General features: G+C 72.3%; 16 protein-coding genes, 1 tRNA gene and 2 pseudogenes. 6 read left to right on the top strand and 13 right to left on the bottom strand.

Features of this window, described 5'->3' with window-relative positions:
- The first annotated feature begins 76 nt into the window (after positions 1-76).
- Together ACH4U7_RS24310 and ACH4U7_RS24305 are read left to right on the top strand one after the other, a co-directional pair.
- On the top strand, positions 77-1,285 hold the full coding sequence (locus tag ACH4U7_RS24310) for an NAD(P)-binding protein (RefSeq protein ID WP_398529951.1): 1,209 nt from the start codon (positions 77-79) through the stop codon (positions 1,283-1,285).
- Positions 1,286-1,334: 49 nt separating this feature from the next.
- Positions 1,335-2,345, top strand: coding sequence for a zinc-binding dehydrogenase (locus ACH4U7_RS24305; protein WP_398529950.1), 1,011 nt, complete (start codon positions 1,335-1,337; stop codon positions 2,343-2,345).
- A 101-nt stretch (positions 2,346-2,446) separates the two neighbouring features.
- Here ACH4U7_RS24305 and ACH4U7_RS24300 read toward each other — a convergent pair whose 3' ends face one another.
- The 5 genes from ACH4U7_RS24300 to ACH4U7_RS24280 form a co-directional block, all read right to left on the bottom strand.
- Complete coding sequence (locus ACH4U7_RS24300; protein WP_398529949.1) at positions 2,447-3,583, bottom strand: aminopeptidase P family protein; 1,137 nt, start codon at positions 3,581-3,583, stop codon at positions 2,447-2,449.
- Positions 3,584-3,693: 110 nt separating this feature from the next.
- Positions 3,694-4,386 carry an IclR family transcriptional regulator gene (locus tag ACH4U7_RS24295; protein WP_398530229.1) on the bottom strand — a complete coding sequence of 231 codons (693 nt, stop codon included), beginning with the start codon at positions 4,384-4,386 and terminating at the stop codon, positions 3,694-3,696.
- 360 nt (positions 4,387-4,746) lie between these two features.
- Positions 4,747-5,730 carry a LuxR family transcriptional regulator gene (locus ACH4U7_RS24290; RefSeq protein WP_398529948.1) on the bottom strand — a complete coding sequence of 328 codons (984 nt, stop codon included), beginning with the start codon at positions 5,728-5,730 and terminating at the stop codon, positions 4,747-4,749.
- 1 nt (position 5,731) lies between these two features.
- Positions 5,732-6,472: a hypothetical protein gene (locus ACH4U7_RS24285; protein ID WP_398529947.1), complete on the bottom strand. Its 741-nt coding sequence runs from the start codon at positions 6,470-6,472 to the stop codon at positions 5,732-5,734.
- A 612-nt stretch (positions 6,473-7,084) separates the two neighbouring features.
- Positions 7,085-7,157 (bottom strand) — tRNA-Thr (locus tag ACH4U7_RS24280).
- A gap of 197 nt (positions 7,158-7,354) precedes the next feature.
- On the opposite strand from ACH4U7_RS24280, the gene ACH4U7_RS24275 reads away from it, so the two are divergent.
- From ACH4U7_RS24275 to ACH4U7_RS24265, 3 genes are all read left to right on the top strand, one after another.
- The gene (locus ACH4U7_RS24275) at positions 7,355-8,491 is read left to right on the top strand and encodes an ABC transporter ATP-binding protein (RefSeq protein ID WP_398529946.1); all 1,137 of its coding nucleotides are present in this window, start codon (positions 7,355-7,357) and stop codon (positions 8,489-8,491) included.
- A 326-nt stretch (positions 8,492-8,817) separates the two neighbouring features.
- Positions 8,818-9,237, top strand: a complete 420-nt coding sequence (locus ACH4U7_RS24270) for a hypothetical protein (RefSeq protein ID WP_398529945.1) — start codon at positions 8,818-8,820, stop codon at positions 9,235-9,237.
- Between the two features lie 56 nt (positions 9,238-9,293).
- Positions 9,294-10,088: an NDP-sugar synthase gene (locus ACH4U7_RS24265; protein WP_398529944.1), complete on the top strand. Its 795-nt coding sequence runs from the start codon at positions 9,294-9,296 to the stop codon at positions 10,086-10,088.
- 294 nt (positions 10,089-10,382) lie between these two features.
- On the opposite strand, the gene ACH4U7_RS24260 is transcribed toward ACH4U7_RS24265, so the two are convergent.
- The 6 genes from ACH4U7_RS24260 to ACH4U7_RS24235 form a co-directional block, all read right to left on the bottom strand.
- Positions 10,383-11,996 (bottom strand): DoxX family membrane protein, encoded by a 1,614-nt coding sequence (locus ACH4U7_RS24260; protein WP_398529943.1) that lies wholly within the window; start codon positions 11,994-11,996, stop codon positions 10,383-10,385.
- 412 nt (positions 11,997-12,408) lie between these two features.
- Positions 12,409-13,362 carry a 23S rRNA (guanosine(2251)-2'-O)-methyltransferase RlmB gene (rlmB, locus tag ACH4U7_RS24255; protein ID WP_398529942.1) on the bottom strand — a complete coding sequence of 318 codons (954 nt, stop codon included), beginning with the start codon at positions 13,360-13,362 and terminating at the stop codon, positions 12,409-12,411.
- Between the two features lie 181 nt (positions 13,363-13,543).
- A complete protein-coding gene (gene cysS, locus ACH4U7_RS24250) occupies positions 13,544-14,944 on the bottom strand; it encodes a cysteine--tRNA ligase (protein WP_398529941.1) in 1,401 nt (466 codons plus the stop codon).
- A gap of 146 nt (positions 14,945-15,090) precedes the next feature.
- The gene (gene ispF, locus ACH4U7_RS24245; protein WP_398530228.1) at positions 15,091-15,573 is read right to left on the bottom strand and encodes a 2-C-methyl-D-erythritol 2,4-cyclodiphosphate synthase; all 483 of its coding nucleotides are present in this window, start codon (positions 15,571-15,573) and stop codon (positions 15,091-15,093) included.
- A gap of 43 nt (positions 15,574-15,616) precedes the next feature.
- Complete coding sequence (gene ispD / locus ACH4U7_RS24240) at positions 15,617-16,408, bottom strand: 2-C-methyl-D-erythritol 4-phosphate cytidylyltransferase (protein WP_398529940.1); 792 nt, start codon at positions 16,406-16,408, stop codon at positions 15,617-15,619.
- 302 nt (positions 16,409-16,710) lie between these two features.
- Positions 16,711-17,193: a CarD family transcriptional regulator gene (locus tag ACH4U7_RS24235; RefSeq protein ID WP_003953493.1), complete on the bottom strand. Its 483-nt coding sequence runs from the start codon at positions 17,191-17,193 to the stop codon at positions 16,711-16,713.
- A gap of 750 nt (positions 17,194-17,943) precedes the next feature.
- On the opposite strand from ACH4U7_RS24235, the gene ACH4U7_RS24230 reads away from it, so the two are divergent.
- Complete coding sequence (locus ACH4U7_RS24230; protein WP_398529939.1) at positions 17,944-18,648, top strand: DUF461 domain-containing protein; 705 nt, start codon at positions 17,944-17,946, stop codon at positions 18,646-18,648.
- 89 nt (positions 18,649-18,737) lie between these two features.
- Here ACH4U7_RS24230 and ACH4U7_RS24225 read toward each other — a convergent pair.
- Together ACH4U7_RS24225 and ACH4U7_RS24220 are read right to left on the bottom strand one after the other, a co-directional pair.
- Positions 18,738-18,809 (bottom strand): annotated as a pseudogene (locus ACH4U7_RS24225) (DNA-binding response regulator); the annotation flags it as partial.
- 112 nt (positions 18,810-18,921) lie between these two features.
- Positions 18,922-18,993: pseudogene (locus ACH4U7_RS24220) on the bottom strand (DNA-binding response regulator); the annotation flags it as partial.
- Positions 18,994-19,121: the final 128 nt, after the last annotated feature.

Below are 19,121 nucleotides of genomic sequence, written 5' to 3'. Positions count from 1 at the left end.
CGTCTCGCCGCGCCGCCCCGTCGTACCCGTGAAACGCGATCCGACCTGGGTCGCAGTACGGGAAGGAGTGCTGCCCATGCGCCGTATCACCGTCGTCGGCGGCGGTCTGGCCGGCCTCACCGCGGCCATCGCCGCCGCCGAGGCAGGAGCCGTGGTGACCCTGCACGAGGCCCATCACTCACTCGGCGGCCGCGCCCGCACCGCCCCCGCCCCGTACCGCGTCAACGAAGGCCCGCACGCCTTCTACGCGGGCGGGCCGCACTGGTCATGGCTGAAGAAGCGCGGGCTGGCCGGCCCGCTTGCTCACCTCTCGCCCCTGGAGGCCGCCCGGCTGCGCTTCCACCGCGACGGGCGGCTGCGCCGCGTGCCGCCGGCCGCCATGATCAGGCTGCTGCGGGCCAAACGGGCGCCGGTCGACGCCGACTTCACCACCTGGGCGACGGGCGTCGTCGGCGCGGCCGGGGCCCGCGCGGCCGCCAACTACGTCGGCGTCGCCACCTTCCACCACGCCCCCGGGGAGCTGTCGGCCGCCTTTGTCCAGGAGCGGTTCCGGCGCTCCGCCAAGGTGCCGCCCGAGGCCCGCTATGTGCGCGGCGGCTGGGGCGCGGTCGTCGAGCGGATGGCCGACCACGCCTGGAAGCTCGGCGTACGGCTCGAAACCGGCTCCCGGGTGGACACGCTGCCCACCGACCAGGGCCCGGTGATCGTCGCGACCGCGCTGCCCACCGCCCGCACGCTGCTCGGCGACGCCTCGCTCACCTGGGACAGCGGCCGTACGGTCCTGGTCGATCTGGCCGTACGCACCCGTCGCGGCGACGCGTTCGCCGTCTCCGACCTCGACTCCCCCGGCTGGGTCGAACGCTTCACGGCCCAGGACCCCTCGCTGGCCCCGCCCGGCGAGCAGCTGCTCCAGGGCCAGGTGCCCATCGGCCCGGACGAGACCAGGGCCGACGGCCTCGCCCGCGCCGAACACCTGCTGGACCTGGGCTTTCCGGGCTGGCGCGAGCGTACGGTCTTCCGCCGGGTGGCCCTGGCGACCGGGCGTACGGGAGCGGTGGACGCGCCCGGCACCACCTGGCGGGACCGGCCGGCGATCCACCGGGGCGACGGGGTGTATCTGGCGGGGGACCAGGTGGCGGCGCCGGGGGTGCTCTGCGAGGTGTCGTTCAACAGCGCGCTCACCGCGGTCACGCTCGCGCTCGGCGGGCGGGCCGGAGACGGCGCCTCGGTGACCGCCGTCACGCCCGGGCATGGCTCAACGCCCCTTGACCTGAACTTTGGTTGAGGTTGGAGGGTGGCCGTACGACAGCCCCACCGGCCCAGGGAGACCACCCATGTACGCCATCCGCCTGCACGCCTTCGGCCCCGCCGAGAACCTGAGCTACGAGAAGACCGACGATCCGGTGCCGGGCCCGGGCGAGGTCCGGATCGCGGTCGCCGCGGCCGGGGTCCATCTGCTCGACACCGCCCTGCGCGCGGGCCAGACCACCGCCATCCACGCCGCGCCCGCACTGCCGACCATCCCCGGCCGCGAGGTCGCGGGCACGGTCGAGGCGCTGGGCGAGGGCACCGACCCGGCGTGGCTCGGCAAGCGCGTGGTCGCCCACCTCGGGATGGTGCCCGGCGGCTACGCCGAACTGGCCGTGGTCGCCGCCGGGAAGCTGCACGAGGTGCCCGCGAACCTGGACGAGGCTCAGGCCGTCGCCATGATCGGCACCGGCAGGACCACGATGGGGATCCTGCAGTTCGCCGAGCTGACCGCCGACGACGTCGCCGTCGTCACCTCGGCGGCGGGCGGGATCGGCCAGCTCCTGGTGCAGTACGCGGGGCATGCGGGCGCCACGGTCGTGGCGCTGGCGGGCGGCCCCGAGAAGGTGGCGCGGGTGCGCGAACTGGGCGCCGACATCGCCGTCGACTACACGGACCCGGGCTGGCCGGACCAGGTCCGGGCGGCCCTCGGCGGCCGGGCCGCGACCGTGTTGTTCGACGGCGTCGGCGGGGAGCCCGGCCGCGCGGCCGTGGACCTGCTCGGCCCCGGCGGCCGTCACCTCGTCTTCGGCTGGTCCTCGGGCGGGCTGCTCACCGGCGGTGGCGGCCCGCTGGAGTTCAGCGAGGAGGAGTTGACGGCCCGCGGCATCACCTCACAGGTCGTGCTCGGCCCGCCGATGCTGGCGAAGGCCGGCGGGCCGGACCCGATCCGCACGCTGGAGGAGCGCTCCATGGCCGAGGCCGCGGCCGGCCGTCTCGTCCCAGGGGTGCACCGCTTCCCCCTCGCCGAGGCGGCGGCCGCCCACCGGGCCCTGGAGACGCGCGCCACGACGGGCAAGGTCGTCCTGGTGCCGTAACCGTCCCGGCGCCGCCACCAGACCGGGCCCGCGGGGCCGGTGCCGCTGCACGAGGGGAGAGCGGCACCGGCCCCGGGCCCCCTCCCGTATCCGCTCCGTTCTCAGGCCACGACCCGCAGCTCCCGGGCCGTGTTGTTCAGCCGCCGCCCGCCCGTCTCCGTGCAGGTCACGATGTCCTCGATACGCACCCCGAACCGCCCCGGCAGATAGATCCCCGGCTCGATCGAGAAGCACATCCCCGGCACCAGCGGCAGCTGCTCGCCCTCCGCCATATAGGGCGGCTCATGCGTCGTGACGCCGATGCCGTGGCCGGTGCGGTGGATGAAGTACTCGCCGTAGCCCGCCTCGTTGATCACCTGGCGCGCCACCCGGTCGATGTCCTGGCAGGCCGCCCCCGGCCGGACCGCCTCGAACGCCGCCTGCTGTGCCTCGCGCACGATGTCGTGGACCTTGCGCTCTTCCTTCGTCGGCTCGCCGACGTGCACCGTACGCGTGGTGTCGGAGCCGTAGCCGTCCTTGAGGCCACCGAAGTCCAGCACCACCATGTCGCCTTCCTCGATCACCCGCTCCCCGGCCTCGTGGTGCGGGTTGGCGCCGTTGGGGCCCGAGCCCACGACCGTGAAGTCGACCTGGCTGTGGCCGTACCGCAGCAGCAGCGCGCTGAGGTCGGCGGCGATATCGCGCTCCCGCCGCCCGGCGAAGCGGACCTGCACGATCTCCTCGTACGCCGCGTCGGCCGCCGCCCCCGCGGACGCGAGCCGCTGCACCTCGTGGGTGTCCTTGACCGCGCGCAGCATGGGCAGCGCCTCGCCGATCGCGGAGTAGGAGGTGTCCGGCAGAACGCGCTGGAGGCCGAGCAGGTGGACGGCCCAGGTCTCGTCGGAGATCCCGTAACGGCCGCGCGGCGGCAGCATGTCCGCCGCCGTCCGGTACGGGTCGCCGCCGTCGGTCCAGCCGGTCACCTCGGTCGCGCCCACGCCGGTCGCGGCCAGCGCGTCCGGCCGCTCCAGCAGGGGGACCAGGAGCCGGGGCGTCTGCCCCGGGACGAGCATCAGGGCGGTGAGGCGCTCGGTCTCCGCCGGGGGGCGGTAACCGCACAGATGGACCATGTCCGGGCCGGGGGTGACCACCAGCCCGGCCAGCCCGGCGTCGGCGGCGGTGCGGGCCGCCCGGGACATCCGGGCGGTGTAGTCCTCAAGGGTCATGGGGGCGAGCTGCTGCTCAGCGGGCGTCGGCATGCGCACAGCATCCCGCAGCGGTGGCCACCCCGCGACAGGGGGCGGCCCCGGCGGCAGAGGGCGGCCCCGGCGGCAGGGGGCAACCCCGCAACAGGCGGCGGCCCCCGACCTCAGCGCTGGAAACCGCTGCCGAGCCGTACCGCCGCGTCGATCACCGCGCTGCCGTAGACCCGGCCCGGGGCGTTGGACATCCGCCCGATGGGCCCGGAGATCGATAGCGCGGCGACCACCCGGCCGCCGGGGCCGCGCACCGGGGCCGCCACGGCGGCTATCCCGTGCTCCCGCCCGCCGACGCTCTGGGCCCAGCCCTGGCGCCGTACACCGGAGAGCGTGGCGGCGGTGAACTGGGCGCCGCGCAGCCCCTCGTACAGATCCTCGGGCCGCTCCCAGGCCAGCAGCACCTGGGAGACGGGGCCGGCGTTCATCGGCAGGGCGGCGCCGACCGGCACCCGGTCCTGTGCGACCGGGTTGCCGGCCACCGCGGCCTCGGCGACGCAGATACGCATATATCCGCGGCGCCGGTAGAGCCGGGCGCTGGCGCCGGTCACATCGCGCAACTCGCTCAGCACGGGCTCCGCCGTCGTCGCCAGGTGGTCCCGACATGCCTCCAGGGCCATCAGCCCGAGCCTCGGCCCCAGGATGAAGCGGCCCTGTGCGTCCCGGGCCAGCAGCCGCAGCCGCTCCAGGGCGAGCACCAGCCGGTGCACGGTGGGGCGTTTGAGGCCGGTGGCGGAGACCAGCCTGGCCAGCGAGGCCGGGCCCGCTTCCAGGACACCGAGCAGCAGCGATGCCTTGTCGAGCACACCGACCCCGCTCAGCAGCTGCTCCGGGGAGGTCCGGTCCGGGGAGGTCCGGTCTGGAGAGGTCCGGTCTGGAGATATCCGTTCCGGAGTCATCCTTTCCGGGGCGGCGGGGGCGGCCGGAGCCGTGTTTCCCCGAGTCGTCTTCCGGTGACTCGTCACCAACATTTCGGGAGTTGAAATCGTCATAAGAGTGCCTCCTTGTCGGGCCGGTCACTCCCATGCGCCAGGACCGTCCGCAACTACGGCTTTCGTCAGGTCAGTTCATCATGTCTAGCCGGACGCCCAGAGCACCCGCAACGCGCCTACAGGAAGCTGCCAGCACCTCAACCGGCCACGGTCACCGCCCTCCTCGCCACCGGCTCAGCGCCGGTGGCGCGGGGGGTCTCGCGGCGGGTCCCGCTGGGCGTCCCCGGGGGGTGTGACCGGCAGTAGCCCCAGCTCAGCGGCGCGCACCCCGGCCTGGAACCGGGAGCTCGCACCCAGCAGGGCCATGATCTCGGCGACATAGCGGCGATATGTGCGCACCGAGACCGACAGCTCGCGCGCGGCGACCTCGTCGGTGACGCCGAGCCTCAGCCACTCCAGGATCGGCCGCACCATCTCCATCCGGGGGTGGTCGCCGAAGTCGACCCGCTCGTTCACCACCACCGCATTGCGCCAGATGCCGTCGAAGAGGGTCTGCAGGGTCTCGATGACCCCCGGGTCGCGGATGGCGGAGGCCCGGCGGCCGACCGCGGAGTCGGCGCACACCAGCGCGGCGCGGCCGTCGACGATGAACGCGGCGAGGAGCGGAATCCGGGCGACCCGGACCTCCAGATGCCGCCGGTCCCTGGCGTGCCGTCGCACAAAATTCCAGTCGAGTGAGTTCTGGGCGCACAGAACACGTGTTCTCACGTCCTCGCCGCCGGAGCGGAGCCATTCGCTCAGTACGGAATGCAGCGCACCGACATGCGCGGCCTCCGCCGCGAGCACCACGTCGACATTCCCCCCGGCCTCCCGGATCAGCTCTTCGGCAGCCGTTCGAATTTCTTCCTCGTCCGTTTCCACCGCCGCGACCCAGGAGTTCCCCCGCGGTCGCCCGGCGCCCTGGTCGGCCGCGGATTCGGCCGCCCCGGAATCACCGGAACCGGATTGACCGGCCGCGGATTGGCCGGAACCGGATTGGCCGGAACCGGATTCACCAGAGCCGGAATCACCGGCCCCGGAATCGCCGACGACGGATTCGGCAGCCGCGGCTGATGCGGCGACCGTGGATGCTATGAGCGCGCGTACCGCCAGGAGTTCCTGGGCGATGGCCTGCTCGGCCAGCTCGTTTTCGACGCCGCCCTCCTCGTGCCCGGTCACGTCAGTCGACGTCCGACAACAGCCCCAGTTCGACGGCGCGCACCCCGGCCTGGAAGCGGGAGTTGGCCCCGACGTCACGCATGATCGCCGCGACATGGCGGCGGTACGTGCGCAGCGAGACCCTGATCTGGCGCGCCGCCACATCGTCCGTGTGACCCTCGCGCAGGCGCTCCAGGATCATCCGTACCGAGTCCGAGCGCAGCCGGTCGGCCAGGCGCTGATGCTCGTCCAGCGGCATCGCGCTGCCCCAGGCCCCGGCGAACATCAGGTCCAGCGCGCGGACCGAGGCGGGGTCGTAGTTGAAGGTCGCGTACCGGCCGCCGCATTCGCCGCCCGACCGGCCGAAGGCGGCCCTGCCGTCGGCGATCACGGTCCCCTGCAGATCCACGTCCGCGACCCGGACCTCATAGCCCAGCGGGCCGCGCCGCGCGGCGGCGAGGATGCCGAGCGGGGCCAGGACCTGCGGGGCGCAGAGCACCCGCACGGTGACCCCGGTGCCCGCGACGGCGGTGAACCGGCCCATCAGCGGGAGGATCGGTTTGGCCCGCTCGAAGGTGCCGGGCACGATCAGACTGATGCTGTGCCGGGCGCGCGACAGGAGCTGCCCGATGGCCTGTCTGACGGCGGGGCCGTCGGTGGCCAGCACCATCGGCGGGGACTGGGCCGGGGCACCGAGCATGGACGCCGCCGGCTCTTCCTTTGTATTGGACATGGACAGTTTGGACATGGACAGTTCAGCCATGACTCCCCCATGCGGCACACGACCCGTCCGTCGCATACCCGTCGGTTGCTGCCGACCGTCCCAAGTCACCGAGAACGGCCGCGAAGGCGATCGGCGGCCGCCCCGTAATTGAATCCGCAATGACACAGCCGCCGATCAGAATCACGAACTTCCGCATCACGAACTTCCGCGCCACCGTTACCCACCGGTCCTCAACCCGCGAGTAGCCCTTCTTCCCCGCAGTCGAGAAGCCCGTGTCCAGTAGGTGGATTGTGGCTGGAAAGGCCGTACAAGCCCCTGCGGCGGGAGATTAGTTCGCCCTCAGCAAGCCAGTCAACGCACTACAGTTGGTAAAGATCAAGTAAAATCGCCCACTTTTGTGCCGCTTCTACTTAACGCCACGGCGCGGCAGCCACGGGATTGTCAACAAGCTGCACTCCGACCCGGAAACTCCGCCCCAGGTGACCCCGCTCCGAATGCGCAGCGCACTCGGAGGGCAACGGTGGGCGATCACGCGGGGGCGCGGCTGGCAATTTGTTGACAGCCGAGACGGGAACCCGGGGCACGGGATGGGTGTGAGGGGCGAGACGAACGGCCCTCCGTGGTTCGCCACGAAGGGCCGTGCGCTCGCGGAGCCGACTGTCGGGCTCGAACCGACGACCTTCGCTTTACAAGAGCGGTGCTCTACCAGCTGAGCTAAGTCGGCGCGTCCCCAGCAGTGTACCCACGCCGAGGGGGTGATCCGTTCGAAATTCTCCGCTCGCCCAAAGTTTGGTCAGCACAGGTAGAGACAGGGAGCCCCACTCCGAGTTAAGGTCGCGGCCAGTCCGCGCAAGTGGACTAGACCCCTGCCTTTACTCGGATCGTCCGGCACGTTCCTGCCGGTGAAGGGACCAGATCAGCATGGCCACGGTTACGTACGACAAGGCGACCCGGATCTACCCGGGCACTGAGAAGCCCGCCGTCGATCAGCTCGAGATCGACATCGAGGACGGCGAGTTCCTCGTTCTCGTCGGCCCCTCCGGCTGCGGCAAGTCCACCTCCCTACGGATGCTCGCCGGCCTCGAGGACGTCAACGGCGGCTCGATCCGGATCGGCGACCGCGATGTCACCCACCTTCCGCCGAAGGACCGGGACATCGCGATGGTGTTCCAGAACTACGCGCTGTACCCGCATATGACCGTGGCCCAGAACATGGGCTTCGCGCTGAAGATCGCCGGCGTCAACAAGACGGAGATCCGGCAGAAGGTCGAGGAAGCGGCCAAGATCCTGGACCTCACCGAGTACCTGGACCGCAAGCCCAAGGCGCTCTCCGGTGGTCAGCGGCAGCGTGTCGCGATGGGCCGCGCGATCGTGCGTGAGCCGCAGGTCTTCCTCATGGACGAGCCGCTGTCCAACCTGGACGCCAAGCTCCGTGTGCAGACCCGTACCCAGATCGCCAGCCTGCAGCGCCGGCTGGGCATCACCACCGTGTACGTCACCCACGACCAGGTCGAGGCCATGACCATGGGCGACCGGGTGGCCGTCCTCAAGGACGGGCTGCTCCAGCAGGTCGACTCGCCGCGCAACATGTACGACCGCCCCAACAACCTGTTCGTCGCGGGCTTCATCGGCTCCCCGGCGATGAACCTGGTAGAGGTGCCGATCACCGACGGCGGCGTGAAGTTCGGCAACAGCGTCGTCCCGGTCAGCCGTGAGGCGCTGAGCGCCGCGTCCGACAAGGGCGACCGCACGGTCACCGTCGGCGTCCGCCCCGAGCACTTCGACGTGGTCGAGGAGGGCGGTGCCGCCGCCAAGGCCCTCACCAAGGAGAGCAAGGACGCCCCGGCCGGTCTGGCCGTCACCGTCAACGTCGTCGAGGAACTCGGCGCCGACGGCTACGTCTACGGCACCGCCGAGGTCGGCGGCGAGGTCAAGGACCTGGTCGTCCGGGTCAACGGCCGCCAGGTGCCGGAGAAGGGCGCCCAGCTGCACGTCGTCCCGCGCCCGGGCGAGACCCACGTCTTCTCGACGTCCACGGGCGAGCGGCTCAGCGACTGACCGCCCGAGCCGATTGAGCGCGTGAGCGACTGAGCGCGCGACAATCCGATTGACTGCACGGCGCCGTCCGTCCGCCTCTGTGCGGACGGGCGGCGCCTGTTGCTGTATCGACAAATAGCCCGACAGATAAATACCCTCACAGATCGGGCATTTCACCCCAACCCGTCAAGGCCCACCCCCCTCTCTGGCGTATCTGGTCCCCCAAAACGGTGACTAAATGTCGCCAAATCATCGCTCCTCGCTACGATCGCCGCGTACCGCAGTCCCCTACGTACCGACCGTCCGCATACGGGCGGTCGGTACGGCCACGAACCGCGAGGAACGTCTTGAACACCGCAGCCCGCCGCATCGGCAGAACTCTCGCCCTCGTCCTCCCCGTCGTCCTCGTCCTCTCCGGGACGCTCGCCGTCACCCGCGTCCCGTGGGCCTCCCCGGGGGCCGGGTCGCAGATCCTCACCGCCTCCTCCGACAAGGCATCCACCCGCGCCGCCCACCGCGCCCCGCACGAGGCGCTGCGCGACCGGCTGCTCGCCGAACTCCAGGAGAAGGACCCGGGCGTGGCCCTCACCCATCTCCAAGTCGCCACATCCGAGCGGCCCTCGCTGGCCAGGCACTGCGCCTCCATCGCCCGCGCGCTCGGCCGCGCGGCGGTCGCCAAGTACGGCGGCACGGACCGCGCCCAGGCCTACTCCCGTCCGGTCTGCGACACCTCGTACGCGACCGGCGTCACCCGGGCCCGCCGCTGACGCGGCCGGCCGCCCCCACCCTTATGTTCTCGGCGGTCCCGCATATCGTGCGGCCCATGACAGATGACGCCCGCACCGCGGCGCGGCACCCACTGCCCGCGCGCCCCACACAAGCCGTCGTTCTGGCCGGAGGCCAGGGCTCGCGGCTGCGCCCGTACACCGACGACCGGCCCAAGCCCATGGTCGAGATCCCAGGCACCGGCACCCCGATCATCGGCCACCAGCTCGCCTGGCTGGCCGCCGAGGGCGTCACCGACGCCGTCGTCTCCTGCGGCCACCTCGCGGCGGTGCTCCAGGACTGGCTGGAGTCGGCGGATCTGCCGCTGCGGGTGACGACGGTCGTCGAGAAGGAGCCGCTGGGCCGCGGCGGCGGTCTCAAGTTCGCCGCCGCGTCGCTCCCGCACCCCGACCGGTCCTGGTACGCCACCAACGGCGACATCTGGACCCGCTTCTCGCTCCGCGACATGGCCGACTTCCACCGCGAGCGCGACGCCGTCGCCACGCTCGCCCTGGCCCGCCCGCGCATCCCCTGGGGCGCGGTGGAGACCGACGAGTTCGGCCATGTCCTCGACTTCATCGAGGCGCCGCCGTCGCCGTACCTCATCAACGCCGGCGTCTACGTCTTCTCCGCCGACTTCACCGCGCTGCTCCCCGACCGCGGGGACCACGAGCGCACCACCTTCCCCCGGCTCGCCCGCGAGCGCCGGCTGGCCGGGTTCCCGCTGCCCCACGGCGCGTACTGGCGCGCCATCGACACGGCCAAGGACCTGACCGAGGCCGCCAAGGAGCTGGCCGCCGGATCGCCGCCGCACGGCACACTGGGCCAGGCCCCCGCCGCACAGCGCGCATGAGCGCCGGCTCACGAGCTCACGCGCGTGATGATCCGGGCCGCGGCCCGGGCGCCGCGGTCGGCCGCGGCCCTGGAGCCGTGCGCTGCTGAGGAGCGCCGCGCCCCGCGGCAGCGGCCCCGCGGCAGCCGCGCCCGGACAGCGGTCGGACAACGCCCGGACAGCGGTCGGCCCGGCCCAGGCACTGCCTGGGCCGGGCCGAGGCGTCAGCCGGGTGGCGGCACATCAGCGAGACCGTGGCGCGACGCCAATATCGCGGCGCGTCGGCGCCGACCCCCGCGCCAGCCGACCGCCGCGTCAGCCGAGGAGCCCGCCGAGGGCCCCGCCGCCGCTCTCCGGGGAGCTCTCGCCGTAGCCGTACGAGTCGCCGGACGTGCCGCCGCTGCCCGTGACCGCCTCGGGCCAGGTCTCGCCCTCGCCGATGCCGAGACCGCCCCGGCCGCCCCGGCCGGTCCGCCCGCCCGCCGACGACGGCCCTTCCGTGGTCTCCGGGTCGGCTGCGGGCCGCCGCGGCTGCCCTGGGGCGGTCCGCGCGCCGCTGTGCGACGGGCGGGGGCGGTGGGAACTGCCTGCCGGGGCCGACGCGCTGGGCGAGCCCGTGGAGGAGGCCGCCGACGGGGCGGTCGGGCTGGTCCGCGGGGCGCGCGGGGACGGCGCCCCGCCCGCGCCGAGGGGGCCGCGGGTGGCGCCGCTGGGGCTCTCGTCGGCCCGCCGGGGCAGCGGCGAACCGGGCAGGTTGTTCGTCGGGGTGTCGCTCGGCGCCGGTCCGCGCACCGTCTCCGAGGCCCGTACGGCACCGCCGAGCATCGAGCCGAGCAGCAGCGTCATCCCGACCACGATCATCGCCATGAAGCCGCCCCGGCGCAGCACCCGCCGCCGCAGCGCCCACAGCCCGACCCGCGGCCCAAGCCGCCGCCACGCCTCGCCCGCGAGCCGGGCGTCCGTCGAGTACACCGGGGCGCCGGCAATGATCAGCGGGCTCCAGGCGGCGAGGTAGATGATGTCCGGCGCGTCGTACACCGGTACGGTCCGCCAGCTCACGGTCAGGATCAGCGCGGCCGACAGCGACGCGCCGAAGAAGGCCGCCAGCCGCTGCCACAGCCCCAGCACCGTCAGCACCCCGACCACGACCTGTAGGAAGGCCACCGTCAGACCCGCACCCACCGGATGCCCGAGCGCGAAGTCGCGCAGCGGCTCGGCGATCGCCCAGGGGCGCAGCGAACGCAGCCAGGTGACCATCGAGCCGCGCTCGCCGCCGTCGAAGTAGACCGGGTCGGAGAGCTTGCCCATACCGGCGTAGATGGAGATGAGGCCGAGGAAGACGCGCAGCGGGAGCAGCACCACGCCCAGGTTCATCCGGCGGCCGGGGTAGTAGCCGTGCCGTACGGACTCGGCGTGGCGGCGCGGTCGCGGCACCTCGGCGCCCCGGCTCCCGCTCCGGGCCGCCCGCCCTTCAGCGGTCCGCCCCCCGGCCGCCCGCCGCTCCCCCGCCTGCGGGGGCACTCCACCGGCTGCCGCCGGGGCGCGCCCCCGCTCGGCGTACGGGCTTCGGCGCGGGCCGATGACCGTGGGCGGGCCGTCGTCGAAGGCGAGCCGCGGCAGCACCTGGGTGGCGGCCACGTCATCGCCGCCGTCCCCGACGCCGGAGGCGCCGTCCCCCTTGGCCCCTTTTTCTGCGAGTCCCACCCCCGCGTACCGCACGGCCTGCAGCAGCCGGGTGGTGTCCGCGTCGCCGCCGGGCCGGGTGCGGCCGCTCCAGACCACGGGCGGGCGGCGCCGGGCGGCGGCCGGGACGCGGGCGAGCCGCGTCGTGTCCGCCAGCGCGTCGCTCACCACCGGGGCGGCGAGCTGCACCCGGAAGCTCGCGGGATTGACGGTGACCTGTGCCGGATCGCTCGGCACCTTGGCCATGGTCAGCCGTGGCTCGTCGTCAAAACCCGGTGCGCGTCCCCCCAAGGGCGTGCGGGGTGTTCTGGTCTCCACGCTCAACTAACCGAGTGACGCGCGGATAGGACACTGCCGTGACCGCCCCGAGGTGTCCGAGGCCCGTCAAGCCATGATCATGTGAGACCCCTCAGACCATGATCGCTTCAGCTCCGGGGGCGGGCCTGGAGCCGGACCCGGGGCGGCCCGGGTGCCGGATCGGGAGCCCGAACGGTGCCGGACGGGGTGCCGGACCGGGGGCGGGCCGGGAGCCCGACCGAGGGCCGGACGGGGTGCCGGACCGGGAGCCCGAACGGTGCCGGACGGGGTGCCGGACCGGGGGGCGGACCGGGAACCCGACCGGGGGCCGGACCGGAAGCCCGACCGCGGGCCGGACCGCTCAGCTCCGGTGCCGGACCACCTCGTACAGCACGACACCCGTCGCCACGCCCGCGTTCAGCGATTCGGCGCCGCCGGGCATCGGGATGCGCACCAGGACGTCGCAGGTCTCGGCGACCAGCCGGGACAGCCCCTTGCCCTCGCTGCCGGCCACGATCACCACCGGACCGTCCAGCACCTCGGCGTTCTGCACCTCGGTGTCGCCGTCCGCGTCGAGCCCGACCACCATCAGGCCAGCCTTCTTGTACGCCTCCAGCGCGCGCGTGAGGTTGGTCGCCCGCGCCACCGGCGTACGCGCCGCGGTGCCCGCCGAGGTCTTCCACGCCCCCGCCGTCATCCCGGCCGCGCGCCGCTCCGGCACCACCACGCCATGGCCACCGAACGCCGACACCGAGCGCACCACGGCGCCCAGGTTGCGCGGGTCGGTGACCCCGTCGAGGGCCACGATCAGCGCATCCTGGCCCTCCTCGGCCGCGGCGTCGAGCAGGTCCTCGGGGTGCGCGTACTCGTACGGCGGCACCTGGAGCACCAGCCCCTGGTGGTTGAGCCCGTTGGTCATCCGGTCCAGCTCGGGGCGCGGGGCCTCCATGAGGTGGATACCGCCGCGGTCGGCCGCGAGCTTCAGCGCCTCGCGCACCCGCTCGTCGCTGTCGATGAACTGCTGGACGTACAGCGTGCTGGCCGGGACGCCCTCGCGCAGCGCCTCGACGACCGGGTTACGCCCGACGACCAGCTCGTTCGTACCCTTGCCGCCGCCGCGCCGCGGGGCCGGGCGGCGGGCCGCCTGCTTGGCGCGCGCCTGGGCGACGCGCTGCTTGGCATGGCCCTTGCGCATCTCGGCGGGCGGGGTGGGGCCCTTGCCTTCCAGAGCCCGGCGCCGCTTGCCGCCGCTGCCGACCGTCGCGCCCTTCTTGTTGGCGGTGCGACGGTTCCTGCGCTGGCTGTTGCCGGCCATGGGGTTCACCTGTTCCTCATCCGTGGCCGCCCGCCGGCCGCCCGGCCCTGACGGGCCTCACGGCTTCGCGCGGCTGCGCCCCCGGGCCTGGTCCGGCGGCTGCCTGCTTGGGTCATGTCGTAGGGGTGTGCCGGGGCGCACCGCGTCGGTGGGTCGGTCGGTCGGGGCGGGGCCGCCGGGGTCAGCGCGAGCCGAGCTCCCAGCGAGGCCCGCTCGGGGTGTCCTCGATGACCAGCCCCGACTGCTGAAGCTGATCGCGGATGGCGTCCGCCGTCGCGTAGTCCTTACGGGTCCGCGCGGCCTGCCGCTGCTCCAGGACCAGCCGTACGAGCGAGTCGACCACGCCGTGCAGATCCTCACCCCGGTCCGGGCCGCCCGCCCAGTGCTCGTCGAGCGGGTCGAGGCCCAGCACGCCGAGCATGGCGCGCACCTCGGCCAGCCGCGCGACCGCCGCCTCCTTGTCGTCGGCGGTCAGGGCGGAGTTCCCCTGGCGGACGGTGGTGTGGACGACCGCGAGCGCCTGCGGGACGCCGAAGTCGTCGTCCATCGCCTCCGCGAACGCGGGCGGCACCTCGGGCGCGGGCGGAACGACCTTCCCGGCCTTCTCGGTGACCCGCTGTACGAAGCCCTCGATGCGCGCGAACGCGGACTCGGCCTCGCGCAGCGACTCCGCGCTGTACTCGATCATGGAGCGGTAGTGCGGGGTGCCGAGGTAGTAGCGCAGCACGATGGGGCGCCAGTGCTTGACCATCTCGGAGACCAGCACCGAATTGCCGAGCGACTTGCTCATCTTCTCGCCGCTCATGGTCACCCAGGCGTTATGCGTCCAGTACGTCGCGAAGTCGTCGCCGTACGCCTTGGCCTGCGCGATCTCGTTCTCATGGTGCGGGAAGATCAGGTCGACGCCGCCGCCGTGGATGTCGAAGGCGGAGCCCAGGTACTTATGGGCCATCGCCGAGCACTCCAGGTGCCAGCCGGGCCGGCCGCGCCCCCACGGGGTCTCCCAGCTCGGCTCGCCGGGCTTGGCCGCCTTCCACATGGCGAAGTCACGCGGATCGCGCTTGCCGTACTCACCCTCGCCGGAGGGCTGGCGCAGCCCGTCCAGCTCCTGGTTGGAGAGCTGGAGATAGCCGGGGTACGAGCGCACGTCGAAGTAGACGCTGCCCTCGGCGGCGTAGGCATGGCCCCGCTCGATCAGCCCCCGCATCATTTCGATCATCTCCGGCACATGGCCGGTGGCCCGGGGCTCATAGGTCACGGGCAGGCAGCCGAGGATGTCGTACGCGGAGTTGAACGCGCGCTCGTTCTCATAGCCGATCGCCCACCAGGGGCGGTTCTGCTCCGCCGACTTCGCGATGATCTTGTCGTCGATGTCGGTGACGTTGCGGATGAACGTCACGTCGTAGCCGCGGTAGCTGAACCAGCGGCGCATGATGTCGAAGTTGAGCCCCGACCTGATGTGCCCGATATGCGGGGCGGCCTGCACGGTCGCGCCACACAGGTAGATCGAGACGCAGCCCGGCGTGAGCGGGTTGAAGTCACGGATCTGCCGGGCGCTGGTGTCGTACAGGCGAATAGTCACGCATCAAGGGTAGACGGAACGCGGCAGTGCCCCGGGACCCTAGGGCCACAGGGACACAGAAGCGTGACACTTGGGACGCTCCGGCCGCGGAACCGTCCGGCCGAACCGCTCGCCGGAGCGACTTCCCTTGCCCATGCCGGGGGCGGCTAGGCCGTCCGCACCACCAGGGCCGTGGCGATCGCCGCGAGTCCCTCCGCACGGCCGGTGAGACCCAGGCCGTCGGTGGTGGTGCCCGAAATCGCCACGGGCGCCCCGACCGCCGCCGAAAGGGCCTTCGTCGCCTCGTCCCGCCGCTTGCCGATCTTCGGGCGTACGCCGATCACCTGGATCGCCACATTCCCGATCTCGAACCCCGCGGCGCGGACGATCCGGGCGGCCTCGGCCAGCAGGGTGACCCCCGAGGCCCCGGCCCACTCGGGGCGGTCGGTGCCGAAGTGCGCGCCGAGGTCACCGACCCCGGCGGCGGAGAACAGCGCGTCACAGGCGGCGTGCGCGGCGACGTCGCCGTCGGAGTGCCCGGCCAGGCCGTACCCTCCGTACTCATCGCCCTCCCACAGCAGACCCGCGCACCACAGCTCGCGGCCCTTCTCGAAGGCGTGCACATCCGTGCCGATACCCACGAGCGGCATCCCGGCGAGGGACGCGCCATGGACCTCAGAGGGTCCGGAATCCTCAGAAGCCATCGGTGGCCCTCCTCCTGGCGAGCACGGCCTCGGCCAGCACCAGATCCAGCGGCCGGGTCACCTTGAACGCCTCCTCATGGCCGGGCACGACCACGACCTCGGCCCCAAGACGCTCCACCATCCCGGCGTCGTCCGTCGCGCCCTCGCCCTCCAGGGCGATCTTCTCGTGCGCCTCGACCAGCGTGGCCCGGTCGAAGCCCTGCGGGGTCTGTACGGCGCGCAGCAGCGCGCGGTCCGGGGTGCCGACCACCGGCTCGGGCTCCCCGGCCCGGTCGCCGGTGCGCGGCTCGACCTGCTTGACGGTGTCGGCGAGCGGCAGCGCCGGGACGACGGCGGGTGCCCCCTCCCGTACGGCGGCGACGACCGCGTCCACGGTGTCGACGGGGACCAGCGGGCGCGCCGCGTCATGGACGAGGACGCAAGCGACGTCCTCGGGTACGGCGGCCAGGCCGCGCCGCACGGACTCCTGGCGGGTCTCACCGCCCGGCACCACGACCACGTCGGTGGTTCCGGTCAGCGGATAGGCGTCGAGCAGCCGGCGGACCTCATCGGCCCCGTCCGGCGGGGCGACCACGACGACCAGCGCGACGGAACGGGACCGGGCCATCGCGCGGACGGCGTGGATCAGCATCGGCGTACCGCTGAGCGGACGCAGCGCCTTGGGCGCGCCGGGCCCGAGCCGCACCCCGCGGCCCGCGGCCGGGATCACGGCGGCGGTACGGGTGGGGCGGGCGGGGCTCTCGCTGCCCCCGGGATTCACGGACTGCCCTGAGACGGACATTGAGTTGGCGTTCAGGTTTGCTTCCTCGACCGAAATGGGTATGGCCACAGCGTGCCGGGCGCGATGCCCCGACCAGCCCCTTCCGTGACGACTGGTCGAGTCAGCTGCCCGGGCCCGGCACACCAACACCGTCGGCGCGGAGCCGGCAGGCAGTCGGCCGGAGCATCGGCCGTGGTGACAGTGGGCCGGATTTCAGGGCACTTCAGGGCACCGGAATCTTCGGCGACACCAGCATGCGCACATGCCGCAGCGCCCGGCGACAGACAATGTCTGGATCACTCGGGCACCGCGGCATCTATGTGTCAGGACGCGAGGACCTCGTCGAGCAGGGCCTCGGCCTTGTCCTCGTTGGTGTTCTCAGCGAGGGCGAGCTCACTCACCAGGATCTGGCGTGCCTTGGCAAGCATGCGCTTCTCACCGGCGGAGAGTCCGCGCTCCCGCTCTCGGCGCCACAGGTCGCGCACCACTTCGGCGACCTTGATAACGTCGCCGGAGGCGAGCTTCTCGAGATTTGCCTTGTAGCGACGGGACCAGTTCGTCGGCTCTTCGGCGTACGGTGCGCGCAACACCTCGAAGACCCGGTCCAGCCCGTCCTGGCCGACCACATCACGCACACCGACGAACTCCGCATTGTCCGCCGGCACACGAACCGTCAGATCACCCTGAGCGACCTTCAGCACCAAGTAGGTCTTGTCCACGCCTTTGATCTGGCGAGTTTCGATGGCCTCGATCAGCGCGGCCCCGTGATGGGGATAGACCACGGTGTCGCCAACCTTGAACGTCATGTGACAGGTACCCCTTCCGTGGCTATCCAGGGTAACACGGGAACGCCTTCTTCTGAATGGCGTTTTCGCAGGTCAGGGCATATCTCGGGGCTTGACAACAGCGGGCGGAACGTGCTGGGCGGGGCCTGCGGAAGCGGGTATTCGCAGGTGGGAGCGGCTGCACGGGCGTAGCGAAACCCGTACGTTACACCCCTCAACAGCCCCTCACGAGTGACCTTACGTCCCGTTTTGCCGGAGTCCAGTCGAAGGACTTCCGCTACTCCGTTCGGGCCTGGAGCGAGTGATCCCATCGTCTTTCCCGAATTGATCACGCCAGAGTGGATCAGGGGTGGATCAAGAGTGGATCAAGAGTGTTGATCAATTCTCGGACGTCCACACATTCCTTACCGATAATCGCCCCTTCCACCACCGGACCGATATTCGCCGCGCACATCAGACGTGCATCAGACACGCACGTCAGAAGTGGATCCGGGAAGCTGAAGATCGCATCGCGCGGCGTCCTTGGCGACGGCCTCTCTGCGGTCTCTCCACGGCCGTGGGCGGTGCCCCGGGCGGCGGGCCGGGGCACCCGCCCACGGTGCCCCGGGCGGCGGGCCGGGCGCTGGCCGGGCGGCGCGCCGGTCGGGCAGGGGCAACCCCGGGTGGGTCGGGTGCGGCCCCGGGTGGGTCGGGTGCGGCCCCGGACGGGGGGATCGGTAACCTAAGCCCGCTGATCCAACTTTTACCTAGCCCTTAGGAGATGCCGCCGCCGTGAGCAGCAGCCTTCGACGCGGCGCCCTCGCCGCCGCCGCCCTCGTGGTCTCGGTCGCCCCGCTCTCCGCCTGCGCGGCCGGGGACAACGCGCAGACGCTGCAGGTCAAGCCGGACAACGCCGCGACGTCCATCGGCGATATCAAGATCCAGAACGCCACCATCGTGACCCAGCCGGACCGCAAGGCGAAGGGCCCGGCCGTCATCACGGCCAAGATCTTCAACAACGGCGGGGACAACCAGACCCTCAAGGCCATCACCCTCCCCGGGACCAGCACCAAGGTGAAGGTGTCCCCGGCCAAGGGCAGAGGCGCGGTCATCATCCCGGCCGGCGGCTCGGTGCTCCTCGGCGGCAAGGGCAACCCTTCCGCGGTCATCGAGAACGGGCGCGAGGCCCCCAGGAACGGCGACGCGCAGCGGATCGTCTTCGACCTCAGCAAGACGGGCGATGTGCCGATCACGGCGTTCGTGGTTCCGGCGACGCACTACTTCGAGGACTGGGGCCCGTCGCAGATGCCGACCGCGACCCCGACCACCACGGCGCCCACCACCCCGGCCGGCAAGCAGACCGGCACCAAGAAGCCGGGCTCCACGGCGTCCGGCAGCGCCACGGCGACCAACAAGCCGTCCGGCGCGGCGGAGAACGAGAGCGGCACGCCGACCAACGGCATCGCCTCGGGCGAACCGACCCCGACGGGCAACTGACCCGACGGCACCGACAGCAACCACCGAGAGGGCCCTGGAAGCGACTTCCAGGGCCCTCTCGGTGAAGCCATACGGCGGCTTGTAGCGGCTTACGGCTCGAACTTGCAGCCCAGACCACGCACCGTCACCAGATAACGCGGCGCACCCGGATCCGGCTCAATCCCCCCTCCCCACGCGCCCCTCGCACCGCTCGGCCCAGAGGGCCTCACAGGCTTCGGGACACTGCGCCGGACTCCGTCCGTCGGTCTCGGGCCGGGACACCGAGGCCGGGGTTTACGGCTCGAACTTGTAACCCAGACCACGCACCGTCACCAGATAACGCGGCGAACCCGGATCCGGCTCAATCCCCCCTCCCCACGCGCCCCTCGCACCGCTCAGCCCAGAGGGCCTCACAGGCTTCGGGACACTGCGCCGGACTCCGTCCGTCGGTCTCGGGCCGGGACACCGAGGCCGGGGTTTACGGCTCGAACTTG

It is taken from the genome of Streptomyces sp. NPDC020845, from assembly GCF_044334165.1.
Lineage (GTDB): Bacteria > Actinomycetota > Actinomycetes > Streptomycetales > Streptomycetaceae > Streptomyces.
This window is presented reverse-complemented; position numbering and strand designations above follow the sequence as displayed.